Source organism: Parvularcula sp. IMCC14364 (assembly GCF_030758415.1).
Taxonomy (GTDB): domain Bacteria; phylum Pseudomonadota; class Alphaproteobacteria; order Caulobacterales; family Parvularculaceae; genus Aquisalinus.
In genome coordinates this window covers 288,183-313,463 of sequence record NZ_CP132334.1, presented here as the reverse complement: position 1 = coordinate 313,463, position 25,281 = coordinate 288,183, and the positions used below count along the sequence as shown (strand labels likewise).

The window sequence follows — 25,281 nt, the reverse complement described above, 5'->3', positions numbered from 1 at the left end:
TCCTGAATTTTTGCTACAGGACCTGTTTCTGGCGCTTCGCCAAGAGGATCAAGACCGTTTTTTACCCAAATTTAGTATTTGTGACATCTCGGGCACTAGATATGGGGTAAATCGCACTCATTCAGTCCTACAAATTGTGCTGCAACTAGAACGCGAAAGATTTTTCCCGTGCAAACCCGGAGATGATTCCCCGCGGGCTCGCTTCGAAAACCGTGTTTTTGCCGATGCCATCAGCTGACTTGGTAAAGACCACAGCATGTCCGGGCGCTTCTCCCATTTCAATACAGACCAGGCGCCCGCCCTCTTTCAACTGATCGAGCAATACTGTTGGCACATGCTCTACGGCACCACTGGCCAGCACAATGGCGTCATACGGCCCCTGCTTGGGCAGCCCTTCTGTCAGGGCACCTGACAGAACCACCAGATTATCGAGCCCGAGATCAGCGAGCTTCGCCTCGGCAAGAGCTGCATGTTCTTCACTGTCCTCCAGCGCCATGACCATCCCGGAAATACGGGCGAGCACGGCAGAGGAATAGCCATAACCGCAGCCAAGATCGAGCACGAGGTCATCCTGCTCGATACCTGCAGCGTGGACCAGCTTTGCAAAGTCACGCGCGCGCAGCAAAAATCTGCCCGGAAACAGCATGATATCGAGCTCGGCGTAAGCCATGGCCTGCTGATTGCCCGGCACGAACAATTCTCGTGGCAGCCGTTCCATCGCCTGCTGAAGGGCACTATTGGTCACATCATTCGGGCGAACCTGGCTGTCCACCATATGCTTGCGGGCTGTTGCAAAATCCATCGTTGGTAACATTCTCTCACAGCGAATAAGGCGCGGTCATAAGCATATCTGCCAGCGCGCGCAATCCGCTTAAGTGAACGAGCCTGTCCGGCGAAAAAATCATATCATTCTGCTTTACTGCACGGGATGCGAAGTCTAGAAGGCGCAGTCTCACCAACCCAAGAAGGCCACGTGGCGGAGTGGTGACGCAGCGGATTGCAAATCCGTGTACCCCGGTTCGATTCCGGGCGTGGCCTCCAAAAATATATCCCCCTTTTCAAATGCGGGTTGCTGACATAACATCTCCCCTTGGGTGCGTTGATGTTTGTGGGGACATTATGCCGGACTTTTCTGATCCGCTGTTTTTCTGGTCGCTGGCGATCTTGCTCAGTATTATTGCTTTCATCCTGATCGGTGGATGCTGGATGACGATTGTGCCGTCAGCCTCAAGAGCGGAACTGTCAGGCGCGACCGGCCCTGATACGGATAATGCAACCTTGTCTCTCAGCGAGGACGCGACAGCGCGGACAGTTTTTGCAGCGCCCCCGCTGGCAGAACAAGTGGCCGCACAGACTGCCGAGCCGCTTTATCTGCGCCGCACTCAACCGAGCCGGGTGCCGGATCTGCCCTGAACCACCCGCGATATTCGAAGTGGCCCCGACCTGCGCAAACGTGATGTTTTCGCAACGCCGTGCGAATAATTTTCCATCTGTATTGTGACAGTGATTTAACGCCCGCCCGGAAAAAACTGACAGGACGTCATCCGGACAAGCCCGATCACCAGTCAATCGGCCATAAGGCATTGTTTTACAATAGTTATTTCTAGCGATCCGTGGCTGTGCCCTTGCGTCAGGGCAATACCGATCAATCCGCGCACCACACTCAGTTTCGTTAACCATAAAAGGTTAAAACCATTTTAGTTGACCACATGCGGAATATGGCGTCGCTGGTATATGCTACTATGTATGTAACGGGGCGTGTAATTTGAGAGGGAATGCTGCCGGGTCTCCGGCCGCACTTATATTGTATGAAAAATCTGTACCGTCACACGTCTATCGTGGCTGTTTGCGCTGTTCTGGCTTCCTGCGCGACACAACCGCCTGAAGAACTGCTGGCACCAATTGAAGCACCGGCTGAATGGACTTCCCTTTCTGACGCGACATCTGCAGGCAGTGATCAGCCGCTGCCCCTGAACTGGGTCGAGAGCTTCGCGGACCCGACGCTGAACAGCCTCATTCTGGAGGCCATGAACAACAACAATGACCTGGGCGCTTCTGCTGCCCGTGTCCGTGCCGCCAGGCAAGGGTTCCGACAGGTCCTGTCCGGCGCTTTGCCGCAAGTTTCAGCATCCGTCAGAGGCAACAGGGATGACGACACGGGGGAAGGTTTCAGTATTGATCCGACAGCTCCCCCTGTTCCCGGCTCCATAACGAACTTTACCTTCAACTTGAGCGGCTCATGGGAAGCTGATGTCTGGGGTCGCCTGAGCGACTCAGCGAGAGCGGCCTACCGTGATGCGGCCGCTGCAAGCCTTGACTTCGACGGCGCGCGTCTTTCTATCGCTGGCAATGTAACAATCGGTTGGTACAATCTTGTCAGTGCGCGACTGCAACGTGAACTGGCCGAGCGTGATGTGGAAACCGGTGAAGCCAACCTGCGCATCACCGAGCGCCGCTATGAGCGCGGTGTTTCCTCCAGCCTTGATGTACGCCTTGCCCGGTCCTCTCTGGCCACGTCCAAAGCCTCCCTCATCTCGCGCCAGCAAACTGAACTGGAAGCCAAACGCTCCCTCGAGGTGCTACTGGGCCGTTATCCTGCGGCAGAATTGACCACAGCGGAAGAGCTGCCTGCTTTGGCCTCTATAGCAAATGCTGAGGGTATCGTTGTCGGGCTCGGAACACCTGAGAGTCTTCTGGATAAGAGACCAGACGTTCTTGCTGCAGAGAATCGTTTGAAGGCAGAAGGCCTTCGCGAAAGAGCCGCTCTCAAAGCATTCTTGCCATCATTCCGCGTCGCTGCGAATGGTATTGCCAGCGCCGATGAATTTGATAACCTAGTAGATGTCGATGATTTGATTGGCAGTATTGCTCTGACAATTACCCAACAGATTTTCGCTGGCGGCAGACTCGACGCTCAAAAGAAACAACAAAGAGCCCTAGTCGAGCAGTCCGCCTACAATTACGTCAGCACCGTGCTCAGCGCCTATCAGGAAGTTGAAAACGCGATTGCGGCCGAGACCCTTCTGGCCGCCCGCGAAGATGCGCTTAAGCTGGCTTTTGAAGAGGCCCGTGCCAGCGAAGAACTGACCGAGCGCCAATACATCAACGGTACGCGCAACATCTTCAATCTCATTCAGGCGCAGCAACGCCGCATTTCGAATGAGGCGCAATATATCACAGCCCGCCAGCAGCGCCTGATTAACCGGGTACAGCTTTACATGGCGCTTGGCGGCACCTTTGATGTAGGTGAAGAAAAATTCGTTCGTGGCAAAACTAATGTCGTTGAAGAAGACGATATGCCGCTTTTTTCAAGATGGTGGACTCAAGTCCGGGGTGACCGGGCCGAAGACACAACAGCTGTGGGGGCTGAATAATGCTACGCAAACTCTCTGTAATAGGCGGCACGCTCGCCATCATCGTCGGCTTTGTCTTTCTGATTGGCTTGATGGGCCAGATGGCCCCGAAGCCACCGGAGGCAACGCCCGTTATTCAGGCGCCGGCTGTTTTCTACATGGAAGCCAAATCGGAGCCAGTCAGTCTCAGCGTGATTGCTCAAGGTGAAGTCCGTCCCAAGACAGACATTACACTGACAACCCAGGTTGCCGGCAAAATACAGTCGGTTTCAGAAAGTTTCGCAGATGGTGGTGCTTTTTCAGCAGGTGACATTCTCGTTCAGATCGAGCCTGATGATTATCGCAACGCCGTGACCCGGTCAGAGGCCAATCTTGCACAGGCCGCACAGGCCCTGCGCCTTGAAGAAGCTGAAGCCGAGCTTGCACGCAAGGATTACGAAGATCTGAGCGGTGATGTCACAGACGGAGAACCCTCAGCCCTGACGCTGCGCCTGCCGCAGCTCAACCAGGCACAGGCTAATTATGATGCCGCCCGCGCCGACCTTGACTCAGCCCGTTTGAGCCTGCGCCGCGCAACCATTCGCGCCCCGTTCAATGGCCGTATCCGCCAGAAAAACGCTGATGTGGGCCAGTATGTTGGTCCTGGTTCTGCCCTCGGCCGGATTTTCTCGACCGATACAGCCGAGATCAGGCTGCCAATGACTGATGATGACTTTGCCAAGCTCGGCTTGCCACTGGCCTTCAGCGGCCCCGGCCCGAGCGTGACCCTTTCTGCCGTGATTGGCGGCAAGGAGCGTAGCTGGGAAGGTCGCATCGTCCGCACCGATGCCGCGATTGATTCAACAACGCGCCAGATTGCTGCGATCGTCGAAGTACAGGACCCCTATGGCTCTGCAGCCGATGAAGGCTTCCCGCTGGCGATCGGCCTGTTCGTCACCGCTGCTGTTCAGGGACCGACAATCGACAACGCCATGGTTCTGCCGGCAATCGCTGTGCAGAATGATGATACAGTCTATATCGTCAATGATGAGGACAAGCTGGAGCAGATGCCGGTTACTGTCGTTGCCGCGGTGCCGCGTGGTATCGTCATCACTGGCGGCCTTGAAGAAGATATGAAAATTGTTGTCTCCCGTCTCGGCTCTGCCCGTGTCGGTGACGAAGTAAGGCCGCTGCCACAGGGCGGCACGCCTGCTTCATCCGAGCGTCCTGCAGCTCAATCAGCAACGAGCAATACAGGGGCTAACTGATGAGTGGTATGATTAACTGGTGGGCGCGCAACTCAATTGCGGCCAATCTGCTGATGGTGGCTATCTTCATCGGCGGTATCGTCACATTTATCGGCCTTGATCGCGAGGTCTTTCCCAGCCCGAAAATTAACGACGTAACCGTAAGCGTGGTTTGGCAGGGTGCATCGCCCATCGAGGTCGAAGAGCAGATTATTCTGCGCATTGAAGAAGCGGTTTCCGGCATTGATAATCTTGATCAGGTAACTGCCGTCGCGCGTGAAGGCGTGGCAACTGTCACCGTCAGCATGGTGGAACAAGGCAACTTCACTGAATTCCTGAATGAGGTGAAAAGCCAGGTTGATGGAATCAGCACTCTGCCGAGAGATGCATTTCCGCCGGTCGTGTCACGCCGTTCATTCAACAACCAGATTTTCTCAATTTCACTCGCCGGGGACGTCGAAGAGCGCGAACTCTACCGTCTGGCCCGTCAGTATCGTGACGAGCTGGCCGCTTTACCGAACGGCTCGCCCCTGGTGACCATCAACGGGGCCCGTGATGAAGAAGTCTCAATCGAAGTTTCCGAAGAAGCCTTGCGCCGCTACGGGCTCACTTTCGATGACGTGGCTCAGGCCATTAGAGGCACATCTATCGATGGCTCTTCTGGCACCGTTCGCACTGAAACAGGCACTATCAATCTGAGTGTCCGTAACCTTGCTGATACGGAAGAAGAGTTCTCACGCATCCTCGTACGCCAGAATCCCGATGGATCATTTATCACTATCGGAGATGTCGCAATTGTGGTGGACGGTTTTGTTGATGCAAATTTCAAAACAGAGCTCGACGGTAACCGTTCAATATCTCTGAACGTCAACGCCCCGGAAAACTTCAATGTGGTCGAACTCTCCGATGCCATCCAGGCATGGGTTGAAGAAAAACAGCGGACCCAGCCGGCAGAACTGGACCTTGAAGTACAATTCGACTTCTCTGAGGCTTACACGGAGCGTATGGAACTGGTTAGTTCCAATGCGCTGACAGGCCTTATTCTCGTAATGATCGTGCTTGTCCTGTTTCTACGCCCTATCGTGGCGTTCTGGGTGGTTACCGGCATTGCAACGGCCTTTGCCGGTAGCTTCATATTCCTACCCATGGTTGGCATCACTCTGAACATGCTATCGCTGTTTGGCTTGCTGCTGGTGATCGGGATTGTGGTTGATGACGCGCTCATTGTCGGGGAAAGTATTCATCGGCAGACAGAGCGTGGAAAACAGGGCATTGACGCCGCTTTGATTGGCACACAGATTGTTGTTAAGCCGGTCTTTTTCGCCGTTTTGACAACCATGATTGCCTTCCTGCCCTTCGTTTTGATTGGCGGGCCTGCTTCGGAACAAATGGCCAATATCACTTATGTAGTGATCTTTGCGCTGACATTTTCACTGATTGAATCATTCTTGATTTTGCCAGCTCACCTGTCACACATGAAGCCGGTCAGTGATACAAATCCGTTCAACCGCTTCCAGCAGAAGATTGCTGACAGCATGATCTGGTTCTCAAACGCGTTCTATCGGCCGTTGATTTCATTAAGTATCAGGTTCCGCTGGGCGACGATCATCACCTTTTTCGGCTTTTTTATGGTTGCCATTTCGCTTCTATCTCAAGGCTGGGTGCGCACGGCCTTTATTCCTGATGTGGAAGCACCATTCATCAATGTGAATGTAACACCGCGTGAAGGCACACCATATTCCCGCAATCTCGAAGTCTATGACATTCTAGAAGCCGCTGCCGAGGAGCTGAAAGACGAAGTCCGTGAAGAAGAAGGCGACAATGAGCTGATCGAAAGCATTTTTGTTTTTGCAAGCGAGGGCGGTTCCGGCGCTTTCCTGACTCTCAATGATGGCAAATGGCGTACAATCAGTGCCAGTGAAATAGCAGATAGATTGCGCGAAAAAATTGGCGATATTCCAGATGCTGAGTCTATTGATATCAGCTTTACATTGAGTGATGGTGGTAGTGATCTCAACTTCGGCATTGAGTCCAATGATCTGGATGAACTGCGCCGCGCTTCTGCCGACATTGTAGCCTATCTGAATGGGATCAACGGCGTGTACGATGTCCGTAACCAACTGCAGTCTGTGACGGATGAAATTCAGGTAACCCTGAAACCGGGCGCAGAGCGCTTCGGCTTGTCACTGGCTGAAGTTTCCCGTCAAGTCCGTCAGGCTTATTTCGGTGAAGAAGCCCAACGCCTCCCCCGCGATGGAGAAGACGTCCGTGTTATGGTGCGGTATCCAAAAGAGACTCGTGAAAATCTGGAGAGCCTCCAGAGTTTCCGCATACGCACACCCGACGGGCGCGAAATTCCGCTCTCGGCTATTGTCGATATCAACTATGCGCCGAGCTACAGCCAGATCAGACGGTTTGAGCGCAAACGCTCAACGACGGTGACCGCCGATGTACGCGACGGCATTGATGCAAATGCTATACGTCAGGAGTTCTATCGGACCTATTTTCCAGAGTTCAGGGATCGCTATCCAAATGTCTCTATCGCTCAGCGTGGACAAACGCAGGACCAGCAGGAGTTCTTTGCTGAACTGGTGACCCTACTGATGCTGGCAATCATTGCCATGTACATGCTGGTGGCGATTGGCTTCTCCTCCTACTTCCAGCCGATCCTGATCATGTCAGCGATACCCTTCGCGGTGATGGGGGCCATATTCGGGCATCTGTTCTGGGGGGAACCGTTCGGTGTCTTCTCGGTCTTCGGCGTCTGTGCAGCTGCAGGTGTGGTCGTGAACGACAACCTGGTGCTGGTCGATTACGTAAACCGGCTGCGGCGTGAGGGTGCCGGGGCTTTTGCAGCCCTGGTAGAAGCGGGCGTTGCCCGTTTCCGGCCAATTATCCTGACCTCCCTCACTACGTTCCTTGGTTTGGTACCGATCATGCTGGAGACCTCCATCAATGCTGACTTCCTTCGGCCAATGATTGTCGCCCTCGCCTATGGGGTTCTTTTCGCTCTCTTTGTGACGCTCATTTTCGTCCCCGCGCTGTATGCGGTCGGCGCGGATATTGCGCGCTTCTTCCGTGGCCTCTGGACTGGCGAAAGCCAGCCGAAACTGGGCCAGGGCGAATCACTCAGTGGCCATGTGCCGGATGTCGACTCACTGCTACAGGAGAGTGACGGGGAAGATCTTGGAACAGAAACTCGGTGAGGCAAAAATTTTTAAGAAATACGCAAGAAAGTTTACCGTCTTAAGACCCCGTTAACTTTTTACGTGCATCTTGAATACATCTTCTCCCAAGAAGATACCCCACCATACCCCACGACAGTGAGTAGCGGCTCCGTTCCCCAAGCGGAGCCGTTTTTCGTGGGAGATATTTTCTCACGCTATTAGCAAAAAAATCATGGATTTGCCGTATTGCCTTTGCTATAGCCCAGTTTCCAAGGCTGATCCCTGATAGCTCAGTTGGTAGAGCAAGTGACTGTTAATCACTGGGTCACAGGTTCGAGTCCTGTTCAGGGAGCCACTTTTTTCTTTATCTCGAAAACACACATTGCCGACTCAGGCTTCCTTTCCTACCAACCGCGGACAAGGGAGTTCATGGATGCCTGACAGCAGAATTATCAATGGCAAGGAAATCGCCGCAAAGCTTGTGGACGCAATCAGTGCAGCCACAGGGAAGTTGACAGATGCCACGGGCATCACACCCGGTCTGTCAGTTGTGCTTGTGGGGGAAGACCCGGCAAGCCAGGTTTATGTGCGCAACAAGGGCAAAATGGCGGACAAGTGCGGCTTCAAATCCGAGCAACACACCCTCGACAAGGATACATCCGAGGCAGACTTGCTCTCCCTGATAGAGGACCTGAATGCTGACCCGACCGTGCATGGCATTCTCGTGCAGTTGCCATTGCCAGACCATATCGACGAGACAAAAGTGCTGCGCCTGATTGATCCCGCAAAGGACGTAGATGGCTTTCACCCCGTGAATGTCGGTCTCCTGCATTCCGGCCAGACGGATCAGGCGCTGGTACCGTGCACGCCCGCTGGCAGTATCCTTCTTGCCAAGGCAGCGCTGGGCAAGGACCTGTCAGGGCTGAATGCCGTTATTGTCGGCCGTTCCAACATTGTCGGCAAACCGGTTGCCCAACTGCTGTTGCAGGAAAACTGCACCGTCACCATCGCCCATAGCCGCACCAGAAACATTGCAGATGTGGTGTGCGCGGCTGATATCGTCGTTGCTGCTGTCGGCAGGGCAGAAATGGTGAAAGCCGACTGGATCAAGCCGGGGGCGACGGTGATTGATGTCGGCATCAACCGCGTTGATGCGCCTGAAAAGGGACCGGGAAAAACACGGCTGGTTGGCGATGTTGCCTATACGGAGGTGTCACAGACTGCTGGTGCCATAACGCCTGTCCCCGGCGGCGTTGGCCCGATGACAATCGCCATGTTGATGGCCAACACATATGTGGCTGCTGGCCGGCTGCATGATGTTGGTACGGAACATGTATTGGACCTGTCAGCCCTCCACCAGGACACTTGAGCCCCGGCGATTGAAGCAGGTTCTCCCTAGCGAAGAATCAGTTTTATGATGAGTCAGATTAAAAACTTTGGTTGGCTCATGAAAATAACAGGAACAGGCACGCTCAAGCGCGGTGCGTTTATTCTCGGTCAGGTGACGTATAGTATCGAGTTTGGCAGTGACTGCCATGCAACAGGCGGCCGCGGTGGTTTGAACGGCAAGCCACTCGTTCTGTGGGAGGCGGCCGAACAGCCAGACCTGTGCATTCAACTGGACAATGGTGATGTAATGCCAGTGACCATTCAGGGCTACAGGCCAACTAAACAGTGGGCAGAAATTGCCGTCAGCGCGTCCCCCGCGCTTCACTGATGCTTGAGATGACTAGTCCTGGCGGCTCGCTGTAACAGTGACAGAAACGTCCACTGTATAGCCAATCCAGGCATCATCTGCATACGCCCCTTCACCAACATTGAAGTCCGTACGGTCAAGGCTGATGCTGCCAGAAGCGGACGCCATGTTGCCGTCAATTTCCAGCTCAAACGGCAACGTCACCGGCCTTGAGACGCCTTTGATCGTCAACTCACCGGCAGCTTCATAGGTGCCGTCAGGACGTTCAGATACCGCTGAAGAGCGGAACGTGGCTGTCGGGAACGACCTCGTCCTGAACCAGTCATTGGTCGGCAGTGAACTGTTCCTGTCATCATCACCGGCATCAACAGATGCCATATCAATGATCGCGTGAATTTCAGCATCACCAAGATTGTCAGGATTGAGGCGGATGGCTGCCCTGAAACTGTCAAAGCGCCCTTCAAAAATACTGCCTTCCTGCTCAGCCGAAAAGGTGACTGCACTGGCCGCATAGTCAGGTGTCCAGACGAAATCTCCGTCGAGGCTCACGAGCTCAGAGAAGGCACCAGCCTCTGCCGCACCGGCAGAAGCGACAGAGTTTGCCACGGCGCTGTCCCCGGCGCCCCCACAGGCTGTCAGAATGATTGGTAAAACCAGAAATGTGGCGAATCTCATGTGGGGCATCCTTATGTTGACGGGGCAAGCACACCTCAAACGGGCGCTGACTTAACCTGTATAGCTATTGATATGTAACATTCTCGCCGTTAGAGGCAAATGAACTATCAACAGTCCCGTGCGCGAATCCCTAATCCTGCTTTAACTTGTCAGGTGATACATTTGCCCGGATTTACAGGGCGCATACGTGCAAGAAATACCTGAACATATTACCCCGCAGCGCTCTCTTGGCGAGCGTATCGCACTGGGCACGGTATGGATCATGGGCGCGCGTATGCTCGTGCGTATGCTCGGGCTGATCAACACGCTGATTCTGGCCCGCCTCCTGGTTCCGGAGGATTTCGGTCTTGTGGCGATCGGCATCACGCTCATGCAGCTCTTACAGAACATCTCCGATATTGGCGTGCGCCAGACGGTGATCCGGTTCCAGACCGCTTCCGAAAGCATGATTGATACTGTTTTCACGCTTTCTGTCCTGCGCGGGGGCGTCGTCATGCTGGTCATGCTTGCGCTCGTGCCCTTCGCGCCTGCCCTGTTCGATGATGACCGCACGGCTGCTGTCGTGCTGGCCATCAGTATCACACCGTTTATTCTCGGGTTGAAGAATCCAAAATTTTACGAGCTGGAACGCCAACTCGACTTTACCCGCACTTTCCAGCTTGATGCGGCAGTCAAAGTCATCAGTGTGGCAGTGTCCATTTTTATCGCCGTTACCTTCCGGACGTACTGGGCGATCATTATCGGCATAATTGCGGGTGCCCTGACAGAAACTGCCTTGTCCTATTTTTTCCGATCCTACAGACCGCGCCTGTCCTTTGCGGCCATCCGGGAAGTATTCGGATTTTCCGGCTGGGTCGCAGCCGTCAGTTTCATCACAGCCCTGAACAACAAGCTGGATGTGCTGATTATGCCCAAGCTGACTGGCCCGGCTGCCACAGGCGCGTTCTATATTGGCCACCAGATTGCTGACATCCCCACCGAGGAGATTGCCGCCCCGATGGCACGTGCCGTCTATCCGGGACTCTCTGAGTTGCAGGAAAAACAGGGCGAAATGAACAAGACTTTCCTGCAGGGTATTGAGGTGCTTGCAGCGATAGGCCTGCCAGCGGCGCTTGGTTGTGCGCTGGTGGCTGCTGATCTTGTCGCAATCTTGCTGGGGCAGAACTGGCTGGCCGTCATCCCCGTCTTCCAGATTTACGCCCCGGCAGCCGGACTGGTGATGTTGTTCATGTCCCTTGAAGGGTTTGCCATGGCGCGTGATCGCACGCATCTGATTGTCTGGCGTGAAGTTGCCTATTTTTGTGTCCGTACACCATTGCTGATCTGGGCTGCTTCAGCCTATGGCCTTATCGGCGCAATATGGGCGACGGCCATAGGCGCCACATTCAATTCATGCATGAGCCTGCTTGTTTATCAGAAAGTCAGTGGCCGCCCCTTCTGGTGTCCGATATGGCAGATTCGCCGAACAGTATTTGCCTGCAGCATGATGACATTATGGTTTATCATGTTCCGCCCCCTAATCCCCTTCTGGCCGGACCTTCCTGTAATCATACGTCTTGCAGCAGATGTAATGCTCGGCGGTGTTGTCTATTGTGCAACGCATTTCCTGATCTGGAGACTGTCAGGCCAGCCTAACGGGGTTGAGCAGCAAATCAGGCGATATGTTACCGGCTTTCTGGCAAACAGAAAACAAGCCTGACCTCAAACGGCCAGCCAGTTGAGAAGCCGCTGGCTCAACTCTTTTTGAGCGCCTAACTCCGTATATGTATGGTCCACATGGGACAGAACATCGACTTCCAATTTGTCGGCGAAATCAAAATCCCTGAAAGTCTGGTGGAACTGATTACGCGCATTTATCAAATGCCGGACAGAGCTTGTATATAACATCAGCAGGCTGACGCCGCGTTGCGTGAGGGATTGCAGGTCAGCCCCGAATACCTCGCGCTCTGGCGGAATACGATCATTGTCGTCTTCCATGATTTCCTCTTCGTCTTCCGCCCCCTCGGTGCCGGAAAGAAGGCGGCCTGCGAGGCGTTTCCAGCGCTCCGGGTCCTGCGCCCGCTTGGCAAGATCCGAAATCTGGGCGGTTGTATTCTGATAGGCATAGGGATCAAGCAGGATAAGTCCGGTAACGCGGTCATCCCTCAAGGCCGTCCGGTAGCTGTTGTCTGCCCCCGAACATATGCCCGCAAGCACGATGGGCCGCTCGCCAAAACGGGCCTGCATCATGTCGATGGCCTGGCGCGTATCCGCAATGGATTGTTCTTCATAGCCCTTGCCTGCAGGTGCTGGCAGGCTTTCTCCCAATCCGGACAGGTCGAACCGCAATACCTCATATCGCTCTTCTGCGAGCGCGCGCGCCAGTTTCACATGCAGCCGGTTGGGGCCAACATGATGCACAATGCCCGCATTGAGAAAGATGACCAGCGGCCTGTCCGTCACCATCTCGGGGCTCAATGTGAGAATACCCGAAAGCCGGTTATCATCACCAAACTGAACGATTTCTTCTCTCATCTCAGCTCTCCGAGAGTTTCCACCAACAGATCAAGTGTCTTTCGGGGTACTGAAAAAGCATTGAGCGCCGCATCAGAGTTCCATGACTGGCTTTCTTCATCTGTGTGAGCGACAAGTTTTACACCCGTTGCCTCAAGGTGCTGCTCAAGCTCATGCTGTTGTTCGCCTGCAATGATCGCCATATGCCGGGCCGGGCGTGACTTTATGGCTGCCAGAGACAGCTCATCCATGCCGGACTGCAACGCATCGCCAAGCGCAAAACCCATTGCTTCGGCACGAGAGCCCGTCTTTTGCCGCATAGAGGCGGCAGATTTTTCAGACTGGTCAAAGACGCGCGCAAGCTCTGTCACGTGTGCAGATTGAATAGCCTGAAGATAGTCCGACCCGTCCGTCACCGGGTCCCAGAGGCAAACACCGCCAAGCGCTCGCGGCTTGCGCTGGCTTGCCAGCAGGGCCAGCCCGGCCCCAAGGCGCAAGCCCAGCCAGGCAACACGGGTCGCCCCGCTCATGTCGGTCAGTTCCTGATGCGCGATTAATATATCTTCCACAGCACTGGTGACAGAAAATGCTGTATCATCGCCAGCGGCATTCCCCGTCCCGGTATAGTCGAAGCGCAGGACAGGTGATCCGGCCGCGGCGAGCTTCTCTGCAAGAATGCGGTAGATGCGAAAAGCGCGTATGGCTTCTACCCCAAACGGGCTGCATAAAAGAATGGCAGGCGCCCGGCCTGATGGCTGTTTGGCAGGATGATAAACGCCATATAGAGGGGCAGCCGACGGGCCAAAATGCAGGGGAGTCATAGGGGCCACCTTGTCATTGAAATTCTGCCGCGAACGGAGGCATCAAATAGGGATGGAGAATATACCCGAAGTTGTTCTGCGCTGTCTGCAGGCGCGCCCGATGGCGCAGACAAGACTGGTCTGTGTGCCCCATGCTGGCGCGGGCGCATCAATATATCGGAAATGGCCGTCATACCTGCCCGAGACGGTTGAGGTGCTGGCGCTGCAACTGCCAGGACGTGAAGACAGGCTGGACGAACAGCCCTTCACCAGGTGGCAGCCAATGATGGAAGGTGTCTGCCAGGCTCTGGACCAGTTGCCCCCGACACCTGTCGCGCTGTTTGGTCACAGCCTTGGAGCGCTGATCGCCCTTGCGGCCGCACGGCATCTCGCCACGAGCAAAAAACGGCTTGCGCATCTGTTTGTCTCCGGCAGGCACTGGCCGGGTGACGTAGCGGAGCCGGTCGCGGACATTGACACCCTTTCGGATGAGGAACTGCTGTCGCTTTTCACAGCCCGCTATGGCTCTCAAGGGCCTGCCATGGACAATCCCGAGATCAGGGAAATGATCATGCCGGTTCTGCGGGCCGATTTTGCCCTGCTGACATCCTGTCGCTGGCAGGCCGCCACCCCCCTGCCCTGCCCTGTCAGTGTCTTTACCGGCAATGATGATCCGGGTACGGCGGACCGTGACGCCAGCAAGTGGCAGGCTGAAACCTCGTCCGATTTCGCCCATCACACCATCGAGGGGGGCCATCTGTTTCACATGGATAGCACCGAAAAGGTGCTTGCGTATATTCGTCAGGATATTGCGGCAGGCTGAGTGCATTAACTGGCTTCCCGGTCAACAGATGCGGCCAGTTGCTCCAGTGTTTCGAAAATCACTGCGCGCGGAGAAATTCTGTAGCCATGCATTTTCCGGAGCAAGGCTGACATTTTCGCAACCTGCAATGATTGTCCGCCCAGCTCGAAGAAATTATCTGTCACGGAAATATCCGTAATCTCGAGCATTTCCTGCCAGAGTGCCGCAATTTCACGCTCGCGCTCGGTACGCGGCAGTACACGATCTGTTTCCACCAGCCGCAAGGACACAGCCTCCGGCAAAGCATTGCGATCAAGCTTGTTATTGCCGGTGAGCGGCAGTTTTGCAATTTCAACAAAAACCTGTGGCACCATATAATCGGGCACGGACTGCCGCAGCCACTGGCGCAGGTCACTATGGGTAACGCGCTCGCGATTCCCCGGCACGATATAGGCGGCAAGCATGGGCTCACCATGATGGTCATCACGCACGGCGATAGCCACTGCATCTAGCGCGTAATGACACGCAAGAACTTCCTCAACCTCGCCCAGTTCAATACGGTGCCCCCGGACCTTGACCTGATTGTCGCGCCGGCCCCGCATCTCAACCCTGCCGTCCGGCAGCAGAATGGCCCGGTCCCCGGTGCAATATATCCGGGCCGCAACATCATCCACAAAAGGATCCGCCCGGAAGCGCTCGGCGGTGAGTTCCGGTCTGCCGATATACCCGCGCGCCACACCGGCACCGCCAATCCACAACTCCCCCGGGACGCCTTTGGGCACGGGGCGCAGATAATCGTCGAGCACATAGAGGACAGTGTTATCTATTGGTGTACCAACAGTAATATCAGTATGGTCTGAAATTTTCACGCAGGTTGACCAGACAGTTGTTTCTGTTGGTCCATACATATTCCACAATTCTACAGTCCTGGGCAGCAACTGTTCTGCCAGCGCCGACGGGAGCGGCTCGCCACCACACAGGGCCTTGAGGGTTTGCGTACCATCCCACTCGCAGTCAAGCATCAGGCGCCAGGTGGCAGGTGTCGCTTGCATGATTGTCACTTCATTGTCCGTAATGAGATCACACAAGTCATACCCATCCAGCACTTCATCCTGTGTTGCCATGATAATCTGTGCCCCGGCTGACAGGGGCACCATCAGTTCGAGCAGGGAAATATCAAAGGACAGGGTTGTGACAGCCAGCAGGCGGTCTGTAGAGACAAGACCCGGCGACACTTTCATCGACTCGACAAAGTTCAGCAATGCGCCATGGGTGTTCTCGACCCCTTTCGGCTTGCCGGTGGACCCTGAGGTGTAAATGACATAGGCCCTGTCTTCTGGCTTTAGCTGTATCTCCTGCTTGACCGCTGTTGCCTGTCCAGCGATGGCCGTTATCTCTCTTGTCAGGTCAAGAACGGGTGCCTTGAGCTGCCCGGACAGAGTAGCAAGATCGGCCGAGGAAATGACCCTGCAGGCCCCGGCATCCTCGACCATGTAGTTCAGACGCTCAACGGGAAATTCAGGATCGAGTGGCAGATAGGCGGCGCCGCGACTCCAGATCGCCAGAATGCTCGCCACCATGTCAACGGAACGGTTGAGCATGATACCGACAATATCCCCTGCCCCGACATTCTGCTCGGCCAGATAATTTGTCAGTTGACTGGCATACGCCTGAAGCTGACCGTAAGTCGTGGCCTTGCCATCGCAGATTATCGCAACAGAGTCAGGTGAGGCTGCCGCCGCCGTGGCAAAAAGGCTGACCACATTTTTATCCATATCATGACTGGTGGTTGGACCTGTCAAGCTGAAGCCGGCCTGTCCTTCTGTATCAAGGGTCAGCTCGCCTATCGCCCGTTCAGGATAGACAAGCGCATCTTCCAGCAAGGTTTCAAAATGCGTCACCCAGCGCGCGATTGTTTCTTCGCGATATAGGGAGGTAGCAAAATCAAAATCCACATGCAGTCTGCCGTCTGCTTCAACGATATTAAAAAACAGATCATAATAAACCGACTGGCGCCGGTTCTCCCGCGCAGAAACCTCACAGCCAGTCATGTCGATATCTGAAAAATACCGACTGTAGTTGAAAACTGTTTCTGTCAGAGACAGACGCCCGGTGTGACGCGGCGCGTTGATGTCCTGTAGCAGTTCACTGAAGGTAAATTCCTGATGATCAAAAGCATCAAGTACAGACTTTTGTGTCTGTCTCGCGAAGTCCGCAAAAGAAGCATCATAAGCTGGTTGCAGCCTGACTGGCAGCATGTTGACACAGTAGCCAACTGTTTCCAGTTCATGTCGCGCCTGTCCGGCGGCAGGCATGGCAATCACAAAATCATCCTGCGCAGAAAGGCGCGACAGCAGCGCCGCAAAGGCAGAAAACAGAACGGCATTCTGGCTGACACCAAGTTTGCGCGCTGTCCCCTGCAGTTTTTCTGTCAGATCGGTTTTCAGCTCATGGTGATAGGTGGAGCCTGCATATTGCCGCTCTGCCTGGCGAGATTTATCCGTTGGCAAATCAATGAGAGCAGGCACCTTATCAGAAAAGACTTCCTGCCAGAATACTCTGGAGCGTGCTTGTGCTTCGTTGCCTGACTGCGGCGCTATAGCCTGCGCATAAACGCTGAAGGGTACAAATTCTGTACGCTCCCGTTCATGCCCAGAGACAGCTTGGTTATACCGCTGGACAATATCATCAATGACCAGTTGAGCTGAATACCCGTCAAAAACCAGATGGTGGCAATAGATCGTAAATATCCAGCTTTCCGCCCCTGTGCGGATCAAATGCGCACGCACCAGTGGCCCGTTTTCAAGATCGAAAGCCTGGCAACCCTGTGCGGCAAAGAAGGCTTCAGTTTTCTCAGCCAGCGCTTCGCCCGACAGATCACCAAAGTCATGGCTTTCAACGCAGAGCGTCAATGCGTGATCGACCCACTGATATTCACCATCAGGATCAAACCGCACCCGGAAGGCTTCATGGCTGGCAAGTCCGTGTTCGACAGCCTCGCTGAATTTCTGCTCATCCAGCTTGCCTTTTATCAGAACCGTATCTGACTCATTAAAGGCGCAGGAAGCCTCCTCTCCCATCTGGCAGGCGAGCCATGTATGGCGCTGCGCATCTGTAAGGTCGAATTTTCTGTTATACACAACGCTCTTGCCGTGTGGCGTTGCCAGGATGCCATCTGCCTGCATCTCGAAGATGCTGTCTTTTGCAGCCGCGATAACCTGATCCACATCCTCATCCGTATACGCAGCAGTCATGTATGTCGGGAAACCTTCCAGCAGATGAATGCCCCGATCACGCATGTGATAGAAGAAAAGCGTCGCCAGTTCATTTTCTTCATTATTGCGAATGAACATCTGCGAGGCAAAATGCGGCACCTCAAAATTGACGCCTTGCTCCGCAAAAAACGCCGTCAGCGTCGTCGCAAGCCGGGTGGCCTTTTTATTGACGCCCTGCTGGAGCGCAGGCCCTGCGGTCTTGATATAGGACAGGGATGCATGGGCAGCAGCGATTGCCAGCGGGTGGCGCACGAAAGTCCCTGCAAAGAAGGTAACCCCTGCAGTTGGTCTTGAATCGTCCCCATAGGACCACTGGCCGCCATCAAAAGTATCCATGAATCTTGAGCGCCCGGCGACAACACCAATGGGCATTCCGCCCCCGATGATTTTGCCATAAGTCGCCATGTCAGCTTCTATGCCGAAATATGCCTGTGCGCCGCCCGGTCCGGTTCTAAAGCCTGTAATCACTTCATCAAAAACAAGGACAATTTCCTCTTCGCGCGTCAGATCACGCAAGGCGTGGAGAAACTCTTTCGGCTGAAGTTCAGGTCGACGGCTCTGAATTGGCTCAACAAGCACCGCCGCAATATCATCTGCCTGCGCCTTTATTTCTTCCAGAGAAGCCATATCGCCATAGTCAAGGACAATGACATTGCCAACGGAATCAAACGGTATGCCCGGTGCCAGAGGAATAGTCCGGCGGCCACGTGCGTTCTTTGTGCCCCGCACGAGTACTTCGTCAAAATTACCATGATAGTCACCGGAAAAGACTACGATCTTGTCTCGCCCGGTCATGGTACGCGAGATCCGGATAGCCGCCTGCACAGCTTCTGAACCAGTATTGACCCAACTGACGCGATCCATACCGGTCAGCTCACAGAGCAGCTTTGCAGCTTCGCCCGCGCGTGGCGTTTGTGGGCCCACTTCGTAACTGTCATCAAGCTGGGCCTTCAAGGCCTCTGTAATGAACGGGGCATTATGACCGAAAAAGTTGGGGCCAAAACCATTCAGCATATCAATATACTGATTACCGTCTGCATCCCAGAGATATGCCCCCTTGGAGCGCTCAACAACAATCGGGTAAACCATTTCCTTCCAGATCGGATTGAAACCCGCAGCCGTGCGTGGGTCTGCGTGATAGGCACGGTCCGCCTGCGTTCTTTTCTTGGAGACTTGCGTTTTGGCATTATACCTGCCCACCAGGCGGGCGATATGCGCTTTTTGCTCTGCAGAAAGCGCATTTGCGGAAAGTACCGAATTCTGTGTCGGGCCAAAGCCTTTCGGCAGTTGCGGCTTCTCCGGCTCTGCTTCAGTCGCTGTCTCCTCGGCTGGCACGCCTGTTTGTGGCGTCTGGATGGGCGCAACAGAGGCAGCCGCAGCCTGTTGAGCAACAACCGGCTGAGTAGCTGGTTTACCGCTGCGGGCAGCTTGCAACATTTGCAGCTGCTGGGTCATCAGGTTGATCTGTTCCGAGAATATACCTGAAAGGCCGCCGGCATTCCCTGCGCCCGCAAGAGGCGTGACAAGCAGCGTCGGCGCGACTGTGGCTGCTGGCGCAGCAGGCAGCATTTGTGGCGCTTCATGCGGCATCTGAGCGGGGGCAGCAGCCTGCACTGGTTGCGGCTCTGCCGCTTTTTCTGCGGGTGCAGTGTCGGCTGGTAATTGTGTATCAATATGAGCAGAGATTGCTGCAAGAGTCGGCAATTCGTCAAAAAGCTGCCGGAACGTGATCTTGACATTATATTGCTTCTGAAACGCTGTTGCCAGTTGGGTCAGAAAAAGGCTGTCAAATCCCAACTCCAGAAAGGTTTGGCTCGCACCAAGATCCGCTTCATCATACCCTGACAAATTGGCTGTTAATTCCGTTAGCTGAGCGAGTATATCATTTGCGCGCGCAGATTGTGACTGGGTCATGTTTTTGCCTTCATTCCTATTGACCGCCGAGCATCTTCAACTGGCCGGAAATGACTTCCAGTTGCTGCCGGATCAATGTTTCAACTTCATCTTCCAGTACCGCCGGAGCAGGTGCCTGCTCTGGTGTTTCAGATACTTCTGATTCTATTTTTGTGTGCACTTCATGTTGGTTTTGCACCGGTACTGAGGATGAAATCGTCGGCTCCACCCAAAACCTCTTTCGCTCGAACGGATATGTCGGCAGGGCCATGCGGCGCGGAGTCCCGTCTTCCAACATCGACCAGTCTGGCGTGACACCATTGGACCAGAGCTGCCCGGCAAGCGTGAGGAGGTTTTCAAAATCAGGACCAGGATCACGAGCAGGGCCCATGGCCGGAAAAGCCATGCGCTTAATATCTCCCTGCAGCGCCCGCCGGGCGAATGAACATAATGCTTGCCCCGGTCCGACCTCGACAAAGATACGATGTGCATTTTCACGCGCCGCTGTTTCGACGGCTGTCTGGAACAGAACGGGCTGGCGCAGTTGACGCCCCCAGTAATCAGGATCACCCAACTCGCTTGCCGTGACCTTGGCACCAGTCGATGTGGAGACTATTTCACAAAGGATTTCGCTACCAAACGCGCAATTCGCAGCTTTTTCCTTCAACGGCGCGACGGCATCCTGCATCATCGCCGAATGAAAGGCATGGGATGTGGCGAGCACAGTTGCCTTGATATCCTGCTGAGCCAGCAATTCGGCAAAAGCTTCAATATAATCCGCATTGCCACTGACAACTGTTGCCCCCGGTGCATTGACAGCGGCGACGGACAGAGTATCCGGCAGCAGTTTTTCAACTTCTTCACGTGATTGCAGTACCGCGAGCATCTGCCCGCCCGGCAGGTCATGGATCAACCTGCCGCGCGCAGCGATCAGCAGGGTTGCTTCAGACAGGGACAGCAGACCTGCATGACAGGCGGCGGTGAATTCTCCAACACTGTGCCCGATCATGCTCGCGGGAAAAATGCCCCAGCTTTCAAGTAAGCGGGCCAGCGCGATCTCAACCGCAAAAATTGCGGGTTGTGTGATCCAGGTTTGTGAAAGGTCAGCAGCGGCTTTGTCAGCATCAAGTACCGTGTTTTCTTCGGACCAGAGAAGATAGGTACGAATATCCGTATCAAAATCACCTGACTGGATCAGCGTCTCGGCCACTTCATCAATCACTTGGCGGAAAACAGGCTCAGTATAATATAACTGCCTGCCCATGCCGGGATATTGCGCACCCTGACCGGGGAACATGAATACCAGCTCCGGTTCGCGTATCTCAGGTTTTGCCGCCGCACCCGTGTCACTGAACTTTTGCAGCTTTGCAGCCAGATCAGCGGCAGTGCTGCCCGCAACGGTGGCACGATAATCATAAACGCTGCGGCCCTGCTGCAAGGTAAAGGCAAGGTCCGCCAGGCTGGCGTCCGGATTGCTCTCAAGCCAGCTTGACAGTTGCTGCGCCTGCTGCCGGAGAGCCGTCTCGGTCTTTGCTGAAAAGGGAACCAGAACCGCCGGCTTGCTGCCGTCATTTTCCGGCAGCAATGGCGCTTCCTCAATCACCACATGGGCGTTTGTACCGCCCACACCGAAGGAACTGATACCGGCACGCCGTGGCCAGGCATTTTCAGGCCAGTGGCGAAACTCCGTATTCACATAAAAAGGAGATGACTCGAAATCAATTTTCGGGTTTGGTGCCTCGAAGTGCAGCAATGCCGGCAACACCTTATTGTGCACACACAATGTAGATTTGATAAGACCGATAGCTCCAGATGCACAGTCAAGATGCCCCAGATTGGCCTTGACAGACCCAATCGCGCAGAACTGCGTATCGTCCGTACCATCACGATAGGCCTTGGTGAGCCCGGCAATCTCAATCGGGTCACCAAGCGGCGTGGCCGTGCCATGAGCTTCAACATACCCCATGGTGTGTGGCTCTATTTCCCCCAGTCCCATAGCCATGGAAATAACCTCAGCCTGGCCGTCAACACTTGGTGCTGTGTAGCTGACTTTCTGGCCACCATCATTATTGGTCGCATACCCCTTGATGACACCATAGATCGTGTCGCGGTCGCGGATCGCATCTTCGAGACGCTTGAGCAGTAGTACAGCGGCGCCATTACTGAAGACTGTACCCGCCGCATTACTGTCAAACGGGCGGCAATGCCCGTCCGGGGACAACATGCTTCCCTCTTTGTAAAAGTATCCCTTCTTTTGCGGCAGGACGATCGTAATGCCACCGGCAAGCGCCATATCACACTGATAGGCATCAAGGCTCTGGCAGGCTGTCGCCACCGCGACCAGCGATGTGGAGCAAGCAGTCTGCAAGGTCATGGCAGGCCCGCGCAGGCCGAGCTTGAAGGCAACGCGCGTTGCCAGATAATCCTTGTCGTTACCAAGCTCTGTCTGGAGCGTGCCTACCTGGATAGACTCCACAAGCTTCTGTCTGAAATTTTCATCAGAACACAGATTGGCCAGCACATAAGTGTCCATATAGCAACCGCCATAGACACCAACCGCACCCTCATACCGTTGCGCGTCATAACCGGCATGTTCAATGGCTTCAGAGCAGATTTCGAGGAAAATCCGGTGCTGCGGGTCCATCACCTCTGCCTCTTTGGGCAGATAACCAAAGAAACGCGCATCGAACATGTCTATATCGTCCAGCATTCCCTTGGCGCAAATATAGTCTCCCTGGTCGGACGTATCTGCCTGCTCAGGTACCGGGATTTCAAGCTCGGAAATGTCGAACCGGGTTATGCTCTCCCGGCTGTCTTGAATGTTCCGCCAGAATGACGCCACGTCAGGCGCGCCCGGAAAGCGCCCTGACATGCCAACTATGGCGATACCCTCATGGGCCTCCGGTGTATCGGTATCCATCATGATACGGCACTCTTCTGTTGTCGGCTTACCGATCGGCGGTTACGGGCGGCACGCATTTTCTGTGCTCTGGCCATGCCTGATGACGCCTCACCCGGCGCTGCCTTGGTGGCCAGCTGGCGTGCCAGAGAGGCAATCGTTGAATGTTCAAACAATAGGGTGAACTCGAAGCGTCGCTCCAGCTCCTGCTGTAGCAGCGCATGGATCTGGACGAGTTGAATGGATTTTCCGCCAAGATCTCCAAACGGATCATTGATGCCCACTTTTTCAAGTCGTAAAACCCGCTGCCATATACCGGCTATCTTCTGCTCCACATGCGTGGAAGGTGCAACATAGCTGATTGCCATTTCGGGCCTAACACTGATGGCGCCGCGCATGGCATCAAGGATGCTGGCAGCAGTGATCCACTCAGTTGCGATCTTCTGATAGACCGCATCAGGCCGGACATCATTGGCAGTGCGACGCGCGCCGGGTGCGCCAGAAGCAGGTGCGGCATCTGGTGCACTATCCGTACCCGGCTGAAAACTGACAACCCTTGCCGCATCTGCGCTCAGTCGAACACAGCCAGACTTGCGAATGTCCCCTTGCGCGCTGCCCAGTGAGGACAGGAAACTCAGTGCCGGGTGATTGCGCGGCCCCTCCTGCAGGTTGATCGTCACGTGGGAAAGCCCGCGATTGTCAGCAATGCGGCCCAGTTCAGCCACCATTCCGTGCTCGATGCCGCGACCCATAGCCCGGCAGCTTAGCAGGAAAACATCTGCTTCAAGATCAGTCTCACGAGCAGTCGCGCATAGGGCACCAACAATGCCATAATCGCCAAAACGATCGCGCGCTGAAATGACCCTTAGCGCGGTAGTTGCCTCAGCTGCAATCTGCTGCACTTGTGGTTCGGTCAACCGGGCGAGGGACGCATTGAACTGGTTTGTTCTCAAGGTCAGTTGTGAAAAACGCCCCAGCTGCGCTGCTGTCGGGGCAGAGATAGTCACCTCCAACTCCAGCTCCGCAAAGAAATCTTCGAGGGATACAGCGGCCCGGCGAGATTCCTCGCGCGCAACCTGCTCTTTATACATCTGTACACGCGATTTATCTTCTTTCGTCACGCCGGGCTGATCGAACAGCCAGAGGTGGCGTACAAAACTCTCAAACTCGTCAGCCTGCTGCGGCACTTTGACGGTTTGAACTTCCGGACAAAAAGCGCGCATGGCAGCACATTCCACTGTGCTGTCATCCAGGAAAAGAACACTGTCGAGGCCGAGATTCAACTCGCTGGTGAGTGTTGTCAGGTTATCGGGCTTGGCTTCCCAGTTAATCCGCTGAGAGACAATATGAGATGATGACAGCACCATGTCCTGCCGCTGCGCAAATACTTCTTCCACATCGCTTGCATCATTCTTGCTCAACAGACAGACGATGCGCCCGCCATCAACCTGACGCACAAGCTGTTCCTGCAAGGCGCGATAGCCATCACCAAGATCAATACCGGTGGCGCCATCCTCGCCCACAACACCGCCCCACAGGGTATTGTCACAGTCAACGGCCAACATTTTCAACGGCTTGCGCCGCCGCGCATCAAACCAGCGATAAACGGATGTCCCGATTGCCGCAAATGCTTCATCTGTATAGGGTATTTTTCCTATCTGGTCGCCTTGCAGGTTGTGGATACCCGTACAGGCGTAGCGCTCAAAGGCTTCATCGGCCCTGATGGTTGCAAGGCCGGTCATGCCTGCGACAGCTTCCAGAAAGATTGTGTCTGCTTCGTCGGTTTCCTCGCGCCTGTCCGCTGCCGGACACAACACGACAAGGAGCGGAATGTCGTGCTGCATGGCGAGAACAGCGTCGGACAACTCGCGCGCTGCCCGGGCATAAGCGTTTGGCAGGTCAACCGCCAGATCGTGCCAGCGGACCAGAACGACATTTGCCCCGTGCCGGTTGCGGCGCAGCAGGCTGCCAGCATCCAGTAACTGCTGATATACTTGTGCATAGGGGGCGATTGCCGGGGCAACAGGATGCGCGAACTGGTCTGCCCAGAAACTGAGAATATCAGCCACCGGGTCAGCCGTGAATGTCGCCGAGAGTACGATTCTGGCTTCTGTATCCGTCATCCAGCGTTTCCGCATTTTTACACGCAAGGGTAATCGTAAACGAACATTTACCCCCGTTGATAGACTTCGTTCAGAAAACTTAATTTGCCGTAAAACTTATCGTCAGGCGGAAACACCAAATCTGAAAAATCTTGTGTGCCGTATCGGTACTGATGTGGCAGCGGTTGCGATCGCCAGATCATCAGCCTGAAAGGTGTGCAAAGACCAGCTTTCAGGCCCTTTTTGCGGATCAGTCCAGCGGGCCGCGTCCTGCGAATCTGCCACGGTTATTTCCAGGGGCGACATGGAAAGGCCGATCCCTTGCAGTTTCAGGACAGCCTCCTTCTGGGTCCAAAGCCGGGTGAACCCGCGCAACCAGTTATCCCGGCTGAGCCCCTGCAGGCGCTCCTGCTCAAATTTCGTGAAATTATCTTTGGCGACGAGGTCCAGCGCCGGCTGCCCCAACATATGCTCCAGATCAATGCCAACCGGCAGATGGCTCACACTCAGGAGACCAAGATTGCCACTATTGGCAGCACTGAACGAAATGCCGGAGGCCGCCGGCAATGCAGGTTTTTCCGGGTGATCGGTGTCATACTCAAGCTGTGACGGTTCCACCGCACAATAGGCGCCAAGGATTATCCGTTGAAACGCACGGCGCAGAATATACCGATGCCGGTGCTCGCGAAAACGATAGGCGCGGGCACGGGCTTGCTCTGTCTCATCAAGCAGCTTTTTAAGTCGGGATATTTTCTGACCTTTGCCTGTGAGGTCCAGGAGCCAGAAATCTGTCGTGTCGGCGACCAGTTGCGCCTGCTCTGCCAAGTCTTCGTACTCAACAGGGAACCAGTTTACCGGTGAGTTGTCAGTCATCGTTTCAGCCACACTGCGATGAAATGC

General features: G+C 54.8%; 16 protein-coding genes and 2 tRNA genes. 10 read left to right on the top strand and 8 right to left on the bottom strand.

The genetic code is table 11. The annotated features are described in order from the left end of the window. Positions 1–145: 145 nt before the first annotated feature. Entirely contained in the window at positions 146–802 is a 657-nt protein-coding gene (locus RAL90_RS01480; protein ID WP_306252760.1) for a protein-L-isoaspartate O-methyltransferase, read from the bottom strand. A gap of 165 nt (positions 803–967) precedes the next feature. Between RAL90_RS01480 and RAL90_RS01475 the strand changes: the two genes are divergently transcribed. The 8 genes from RAL90_RS01475 to RAL90_RS01440 all read left to right on the top strand — a co-directional run bounded on the left by RAL90_RS01475 (position 968) and on the right by RAL90_RS01440 (position 9,463). Then, positions 968–1,041, top strand: a tRNA-Cys gene (locus RAL90_RS01475). Positions 1,042–1,119: 78 nt separating this feature from the next. Beyond that, positions 1,120–1,413, top strand: coding sequence for a hypothetical protein (locus RAL90_RS01470; RefSeq protein ID WP_306252759.1), 294 nt, complete (start codon positions 1,120–1,122; stop codon positions 1,411–1,413). Between the two features lie 395 nt (positions 1,414–1,808). Continuing rightward, positions 1,809–3,374 (top strand): efflux transporter outer membrane subunit, encoded by a 1,566-nt coding sequence (locus RAL90_RS01465; RefSeq protein ID WP_306252758.1) that lies wholly within the window; start codon positions 1,809–1,811, stop codon positions 3,372–3,374. After that, positions 3,374–4,600 (top strand): efflux RND transporter periplasmic adaptor subunit, encoded by a 1,227-nt coding sequence (locus RAL90_RS01460; protein WP_306252757.1) that lies wholly within the window; start codon positions 3,374–3,376, stop codon positions 4,598–4,600. The genes RAL90_RS01465 and RAL90_RS01460 overlap by 1 nt, the downstream gene beginning before the upstream one ends. After that, a complete protein-coding gene (locus RAL90_RS01455; protein WP_306252756.1) occupies positions 4,600–7,785 on the top strand; it encodes an efflux RND transporter permease subunit in 3,186 nt (1,061 codons plus the stop codon). The genes RAL90_RS01460 and RAL90_RS01455 overlap by 1 nt, the downstream gene beginning before the upstream one ends. 240 nt (positions 7,786–8,025) lie before the next feature. After that, a tRNA-Asn gene (locus RAL90_RS01450) sits at positions 8,026–8,101 on the top strand. A 78-nt stretch (positions 8,102–8,179) separates the two neighbouring features. Continuing rightward, a complete protein-coding gene (gene folD, locus RAL90_RS01445) occupies positions 8,180–9,115 on the top strand; it encodes a bifunctional methylenetetrahydrofolate dehydrogenase/methenyltetrahydrofolate cyclohydrolase FolD (protein WP_306252755.1) in 936 nt (311 codons plus the stop codon). A gap of 78 nt (positions 9,116–9,193) precedes the next feature. Beyond that, positions 9,194–9,463 (top strand): hypothetical protein, encoded by a 270-nt coding sequence (locus RAL90_RS01440; RefSeq protein WP_306252754.1) that lies wholly within the window; start codon positions 9,194–9,196, stop codon positions 9,461–9,463. Positions 9,464–9,475: 12 nt separating this feature from the next. Here the strand turns inward: RAL90_RS01440 and RAL90_RS01435 are convergent, their stop codons facing one another. Continuing rightward, on the bottom strand, positions 9,476–10,117 hold the full coding sequence (locus RAL90_RS01435; protein WP_306252753.1) for a YceI family protein: 642 nt from the start codon (positions 10,115–10,117) through the stop codon (positions 9,476–9,478). Between the two features lie 187 nt (positions 10,118–10,304). Here RAL90_RS01435 and RAL90_RS01430 point away from each other — a divergent pair, with 187 nt between their 5' ends. Beyond that, entirely contained in the window at positions 10,305–11,816 is a 1,512-nt protein-coding gene (locus RAL90_RS01430) for a lipopolysaccharide biosynthesis protein (protein ID WP_306252752.1), read from the top strand. Positions 11,817–11,818: 2 nt separating this feature from the next. Here the strand turns inward: RAL90_RS01430 and RAL90_RS01425 are convergent, their stop codons facing one another. Together RAL90_RS01425 and RAL90_RS01420 are read right to left on the bottom strand one after the other, a co-directional pair. Beyond that, the gene (locus RAL90_RS01425; protein WP_306252751.1) at positions 11,819–12,631 is read right to left on the bottom strand and encodes an alpha/beta fold hydrolase; all 813 of its coding nucleotides are present in this window, start codon (positions 12,629–12,631) and stop codon (positions 11,819–11,821) included. After that, positions 12,628–13,431, bottom strand: coding sequence for a serine aminopeptidase domain-containing protein (locus RAL90_RS01420; protein WP_306252750.1), 804 nt, complete (start codon positions 13,429–13,431; stop codon positions 12,628–12,630). The genes RAL90_RS01425 and RAL90_RS01420 overlap by 4 nt, the downstream gene beginning before the upstream one ends. Before the next feature lie 52 nt (positions 13,432–13,483). On the opposite strand from RAL90_RS01420, the gene RAL90_RS01415 reads away from it, so the two are divergent. Next, complete coding sequence (locus RAL90_RS01415; RefSeq protein ID WP_306252749.1) at positions 13,484–14,233, top strand: thioesterase II family protein; 750 nt, start codon at positions 13,484–13,486, stop codon at positions 14,231–14,233. A gap of 5 nt (positions 14,234–14,238) precedes the next feature. Here the strand turns inward: RAL90_RS01415 and RAL90_RS01410 are convergent, their stop codons facing one another. From RAL90_RS01410 to RAL90_RS01395, 4 genes are all read right to left on the bottom strand, one after another. Beyond that, on the bottom strand, positions 14,239–19,401 hold the full coding sequence (locus tag RAL90_RS01410) for a non-ribosomal peptide synthetase (protein WP_306252748.1): 5,163 nt from the start codon (positions 19,399–19,401) through the stop codon (positions 14,239–14,241). A 16-nt stretch (positions 19,402–19,417) separates the two neighbouring features. Further along, complete coding sequence (locus tag RAL90_RS01405) at positions 19,418–22,303, bottom strand: type I polyketide synthase (protein ID WP_306252747.1); 2,886 nt, start codon at positions 22,301–22,303, stop codon at positions 19,418–19,420. Beyond that, a complete protein-coding gene (locus RAL90_RS01400; protein WP_306252746.1) occupies positions 22,300–24,402 on the bottom strand; it encodes an HAD family hydrolase in 2,103 nt (700 codons plus the stop codon). Before RAL90_RS01400 ends, RAL90_RS01405 begins: the two co-directional genes overlap by 4 nt. 102 nt (positions 24,403–24,504) lie before the next feature. Beyond that, the gene (locus tag RAL90_RS01395) at positions 24,505–25,254 is read right to left on the bottom strand and encodes a 4'-phosphopantetheinyl transferase superfamily protein (RefSeq protein ID WP_306252745.1); all 750 of its coding nucleotides are present in this window, start codon (positions 25,252–25,254) and stop codon (positions 24,505–24,507) included. Positions 25,255–25,281: the final 27 nt, after the last annotated feature.

Bases quoted from the DNA above. Each gene is read 5' to 3' on its own strand.
- RAL90_RS01435 (WP_306252753.1), bottom strand. From the start codon at position 10,117: ATGAGATTCGCCACATTTCTGGTTTTACCAATCATTCTGACAGCCTGT.
- RAL90_RS01405 (WP_306252747.1), bottom strand. From the start codon at position 22,303: ATGATGGATACCGATACACCGGAGGCCCATGAGGGTATCGCCATAGTT.
- RAL90_RS01400 (WP_306252746.1), bottom strand. From the start codon at position 24,402: ATGACGGATACAGAAGCCAGAATCGTACTCTCGGCGACATTCACGGCT.
- RAL90_RS01470 (WP_306252759.1), top strand. From the start codon at position 1,120: ATGCCGGACTTTTCTGATCCGCTGTTTTTCTGGTCGCTGGCGATCTTG.
- RAL90_RS01465 (WP_306252758.1), top strand. From the start codon at position 1,809: ATGAAAAATCTGTACCGTCACACGTCTATCGTGGCTGTTTGCGCTGTT.
- RAL90_RS01455 (WP_306252756.1), top strand. From the start codon at position 4,600: ATGAGTGGTATGATTAACTGGTGGGCGCGCAACTCAATTGCGGCCAAT.
- folD (WP_306252755.1), top strand. From the start codon at position 8,180: ATGCCTGACAGCAGAATTATCAATGGCAAGGAAATCGCCGCAAAGCTT.
- RAL90_RS01460 (WP_306252757.1), top strand. From the start codon at position 3,374: ATGCTACGCAAACTCTCTGTAATAGGCGGCACGCTCGCCATCATCGTC.
- RAL90_RS01480 (WP_306252760.1), bottom strand. From the start codon at position 802: ATGGATTTTGCAACAGCCCGCAAGCATATGGTGGACAGCCAGGTTCGC.
- RAL90_RS01440 (WP_306252754.1), top strand. From the start codon at position 9,194: ATGAAAATAACAGGAACAGGCACGCTCAAGCGCGGTGCGTTTATTCTC.
- RAL90_RS01425 (WP_306252751.1), bottom strand. From the start codon at position 12,631: ATGAGAGAAGAAATCGTTCAGTTTGGTGATGATAACCGGCTTTCGGGT.
- RAL90_RS01415 (WP_306252749.1), top strand. From the start codon at position 13,484: ATGGAGAATATACCCGAAGTTGTTCTGCGCTGTCTGCAGGCGCGCCCG.
- RAL90_RS01395 (WP_306252745.1), bottom strand. From the start codon at position 25,254: ATGACTGACAACTCACCGGTAAACTGGTTCCCTGTTGAGTACGAAGAC.
- RAL90_RS01420 (WP_306252750.1), bottom strand. From the start codon at position 13,431: ATGACTCCCCTGCATTTTGGCCCGTCGGCTGCCCCTCTATATGGCGTT.
- RAL90_RS01410 (WP_306252748.1), bottom strand. From the start codon at position 19,401: ATGACCCAGTCACAATCTGCGCGCGCAAATGATATACTCGCTCAGCTA.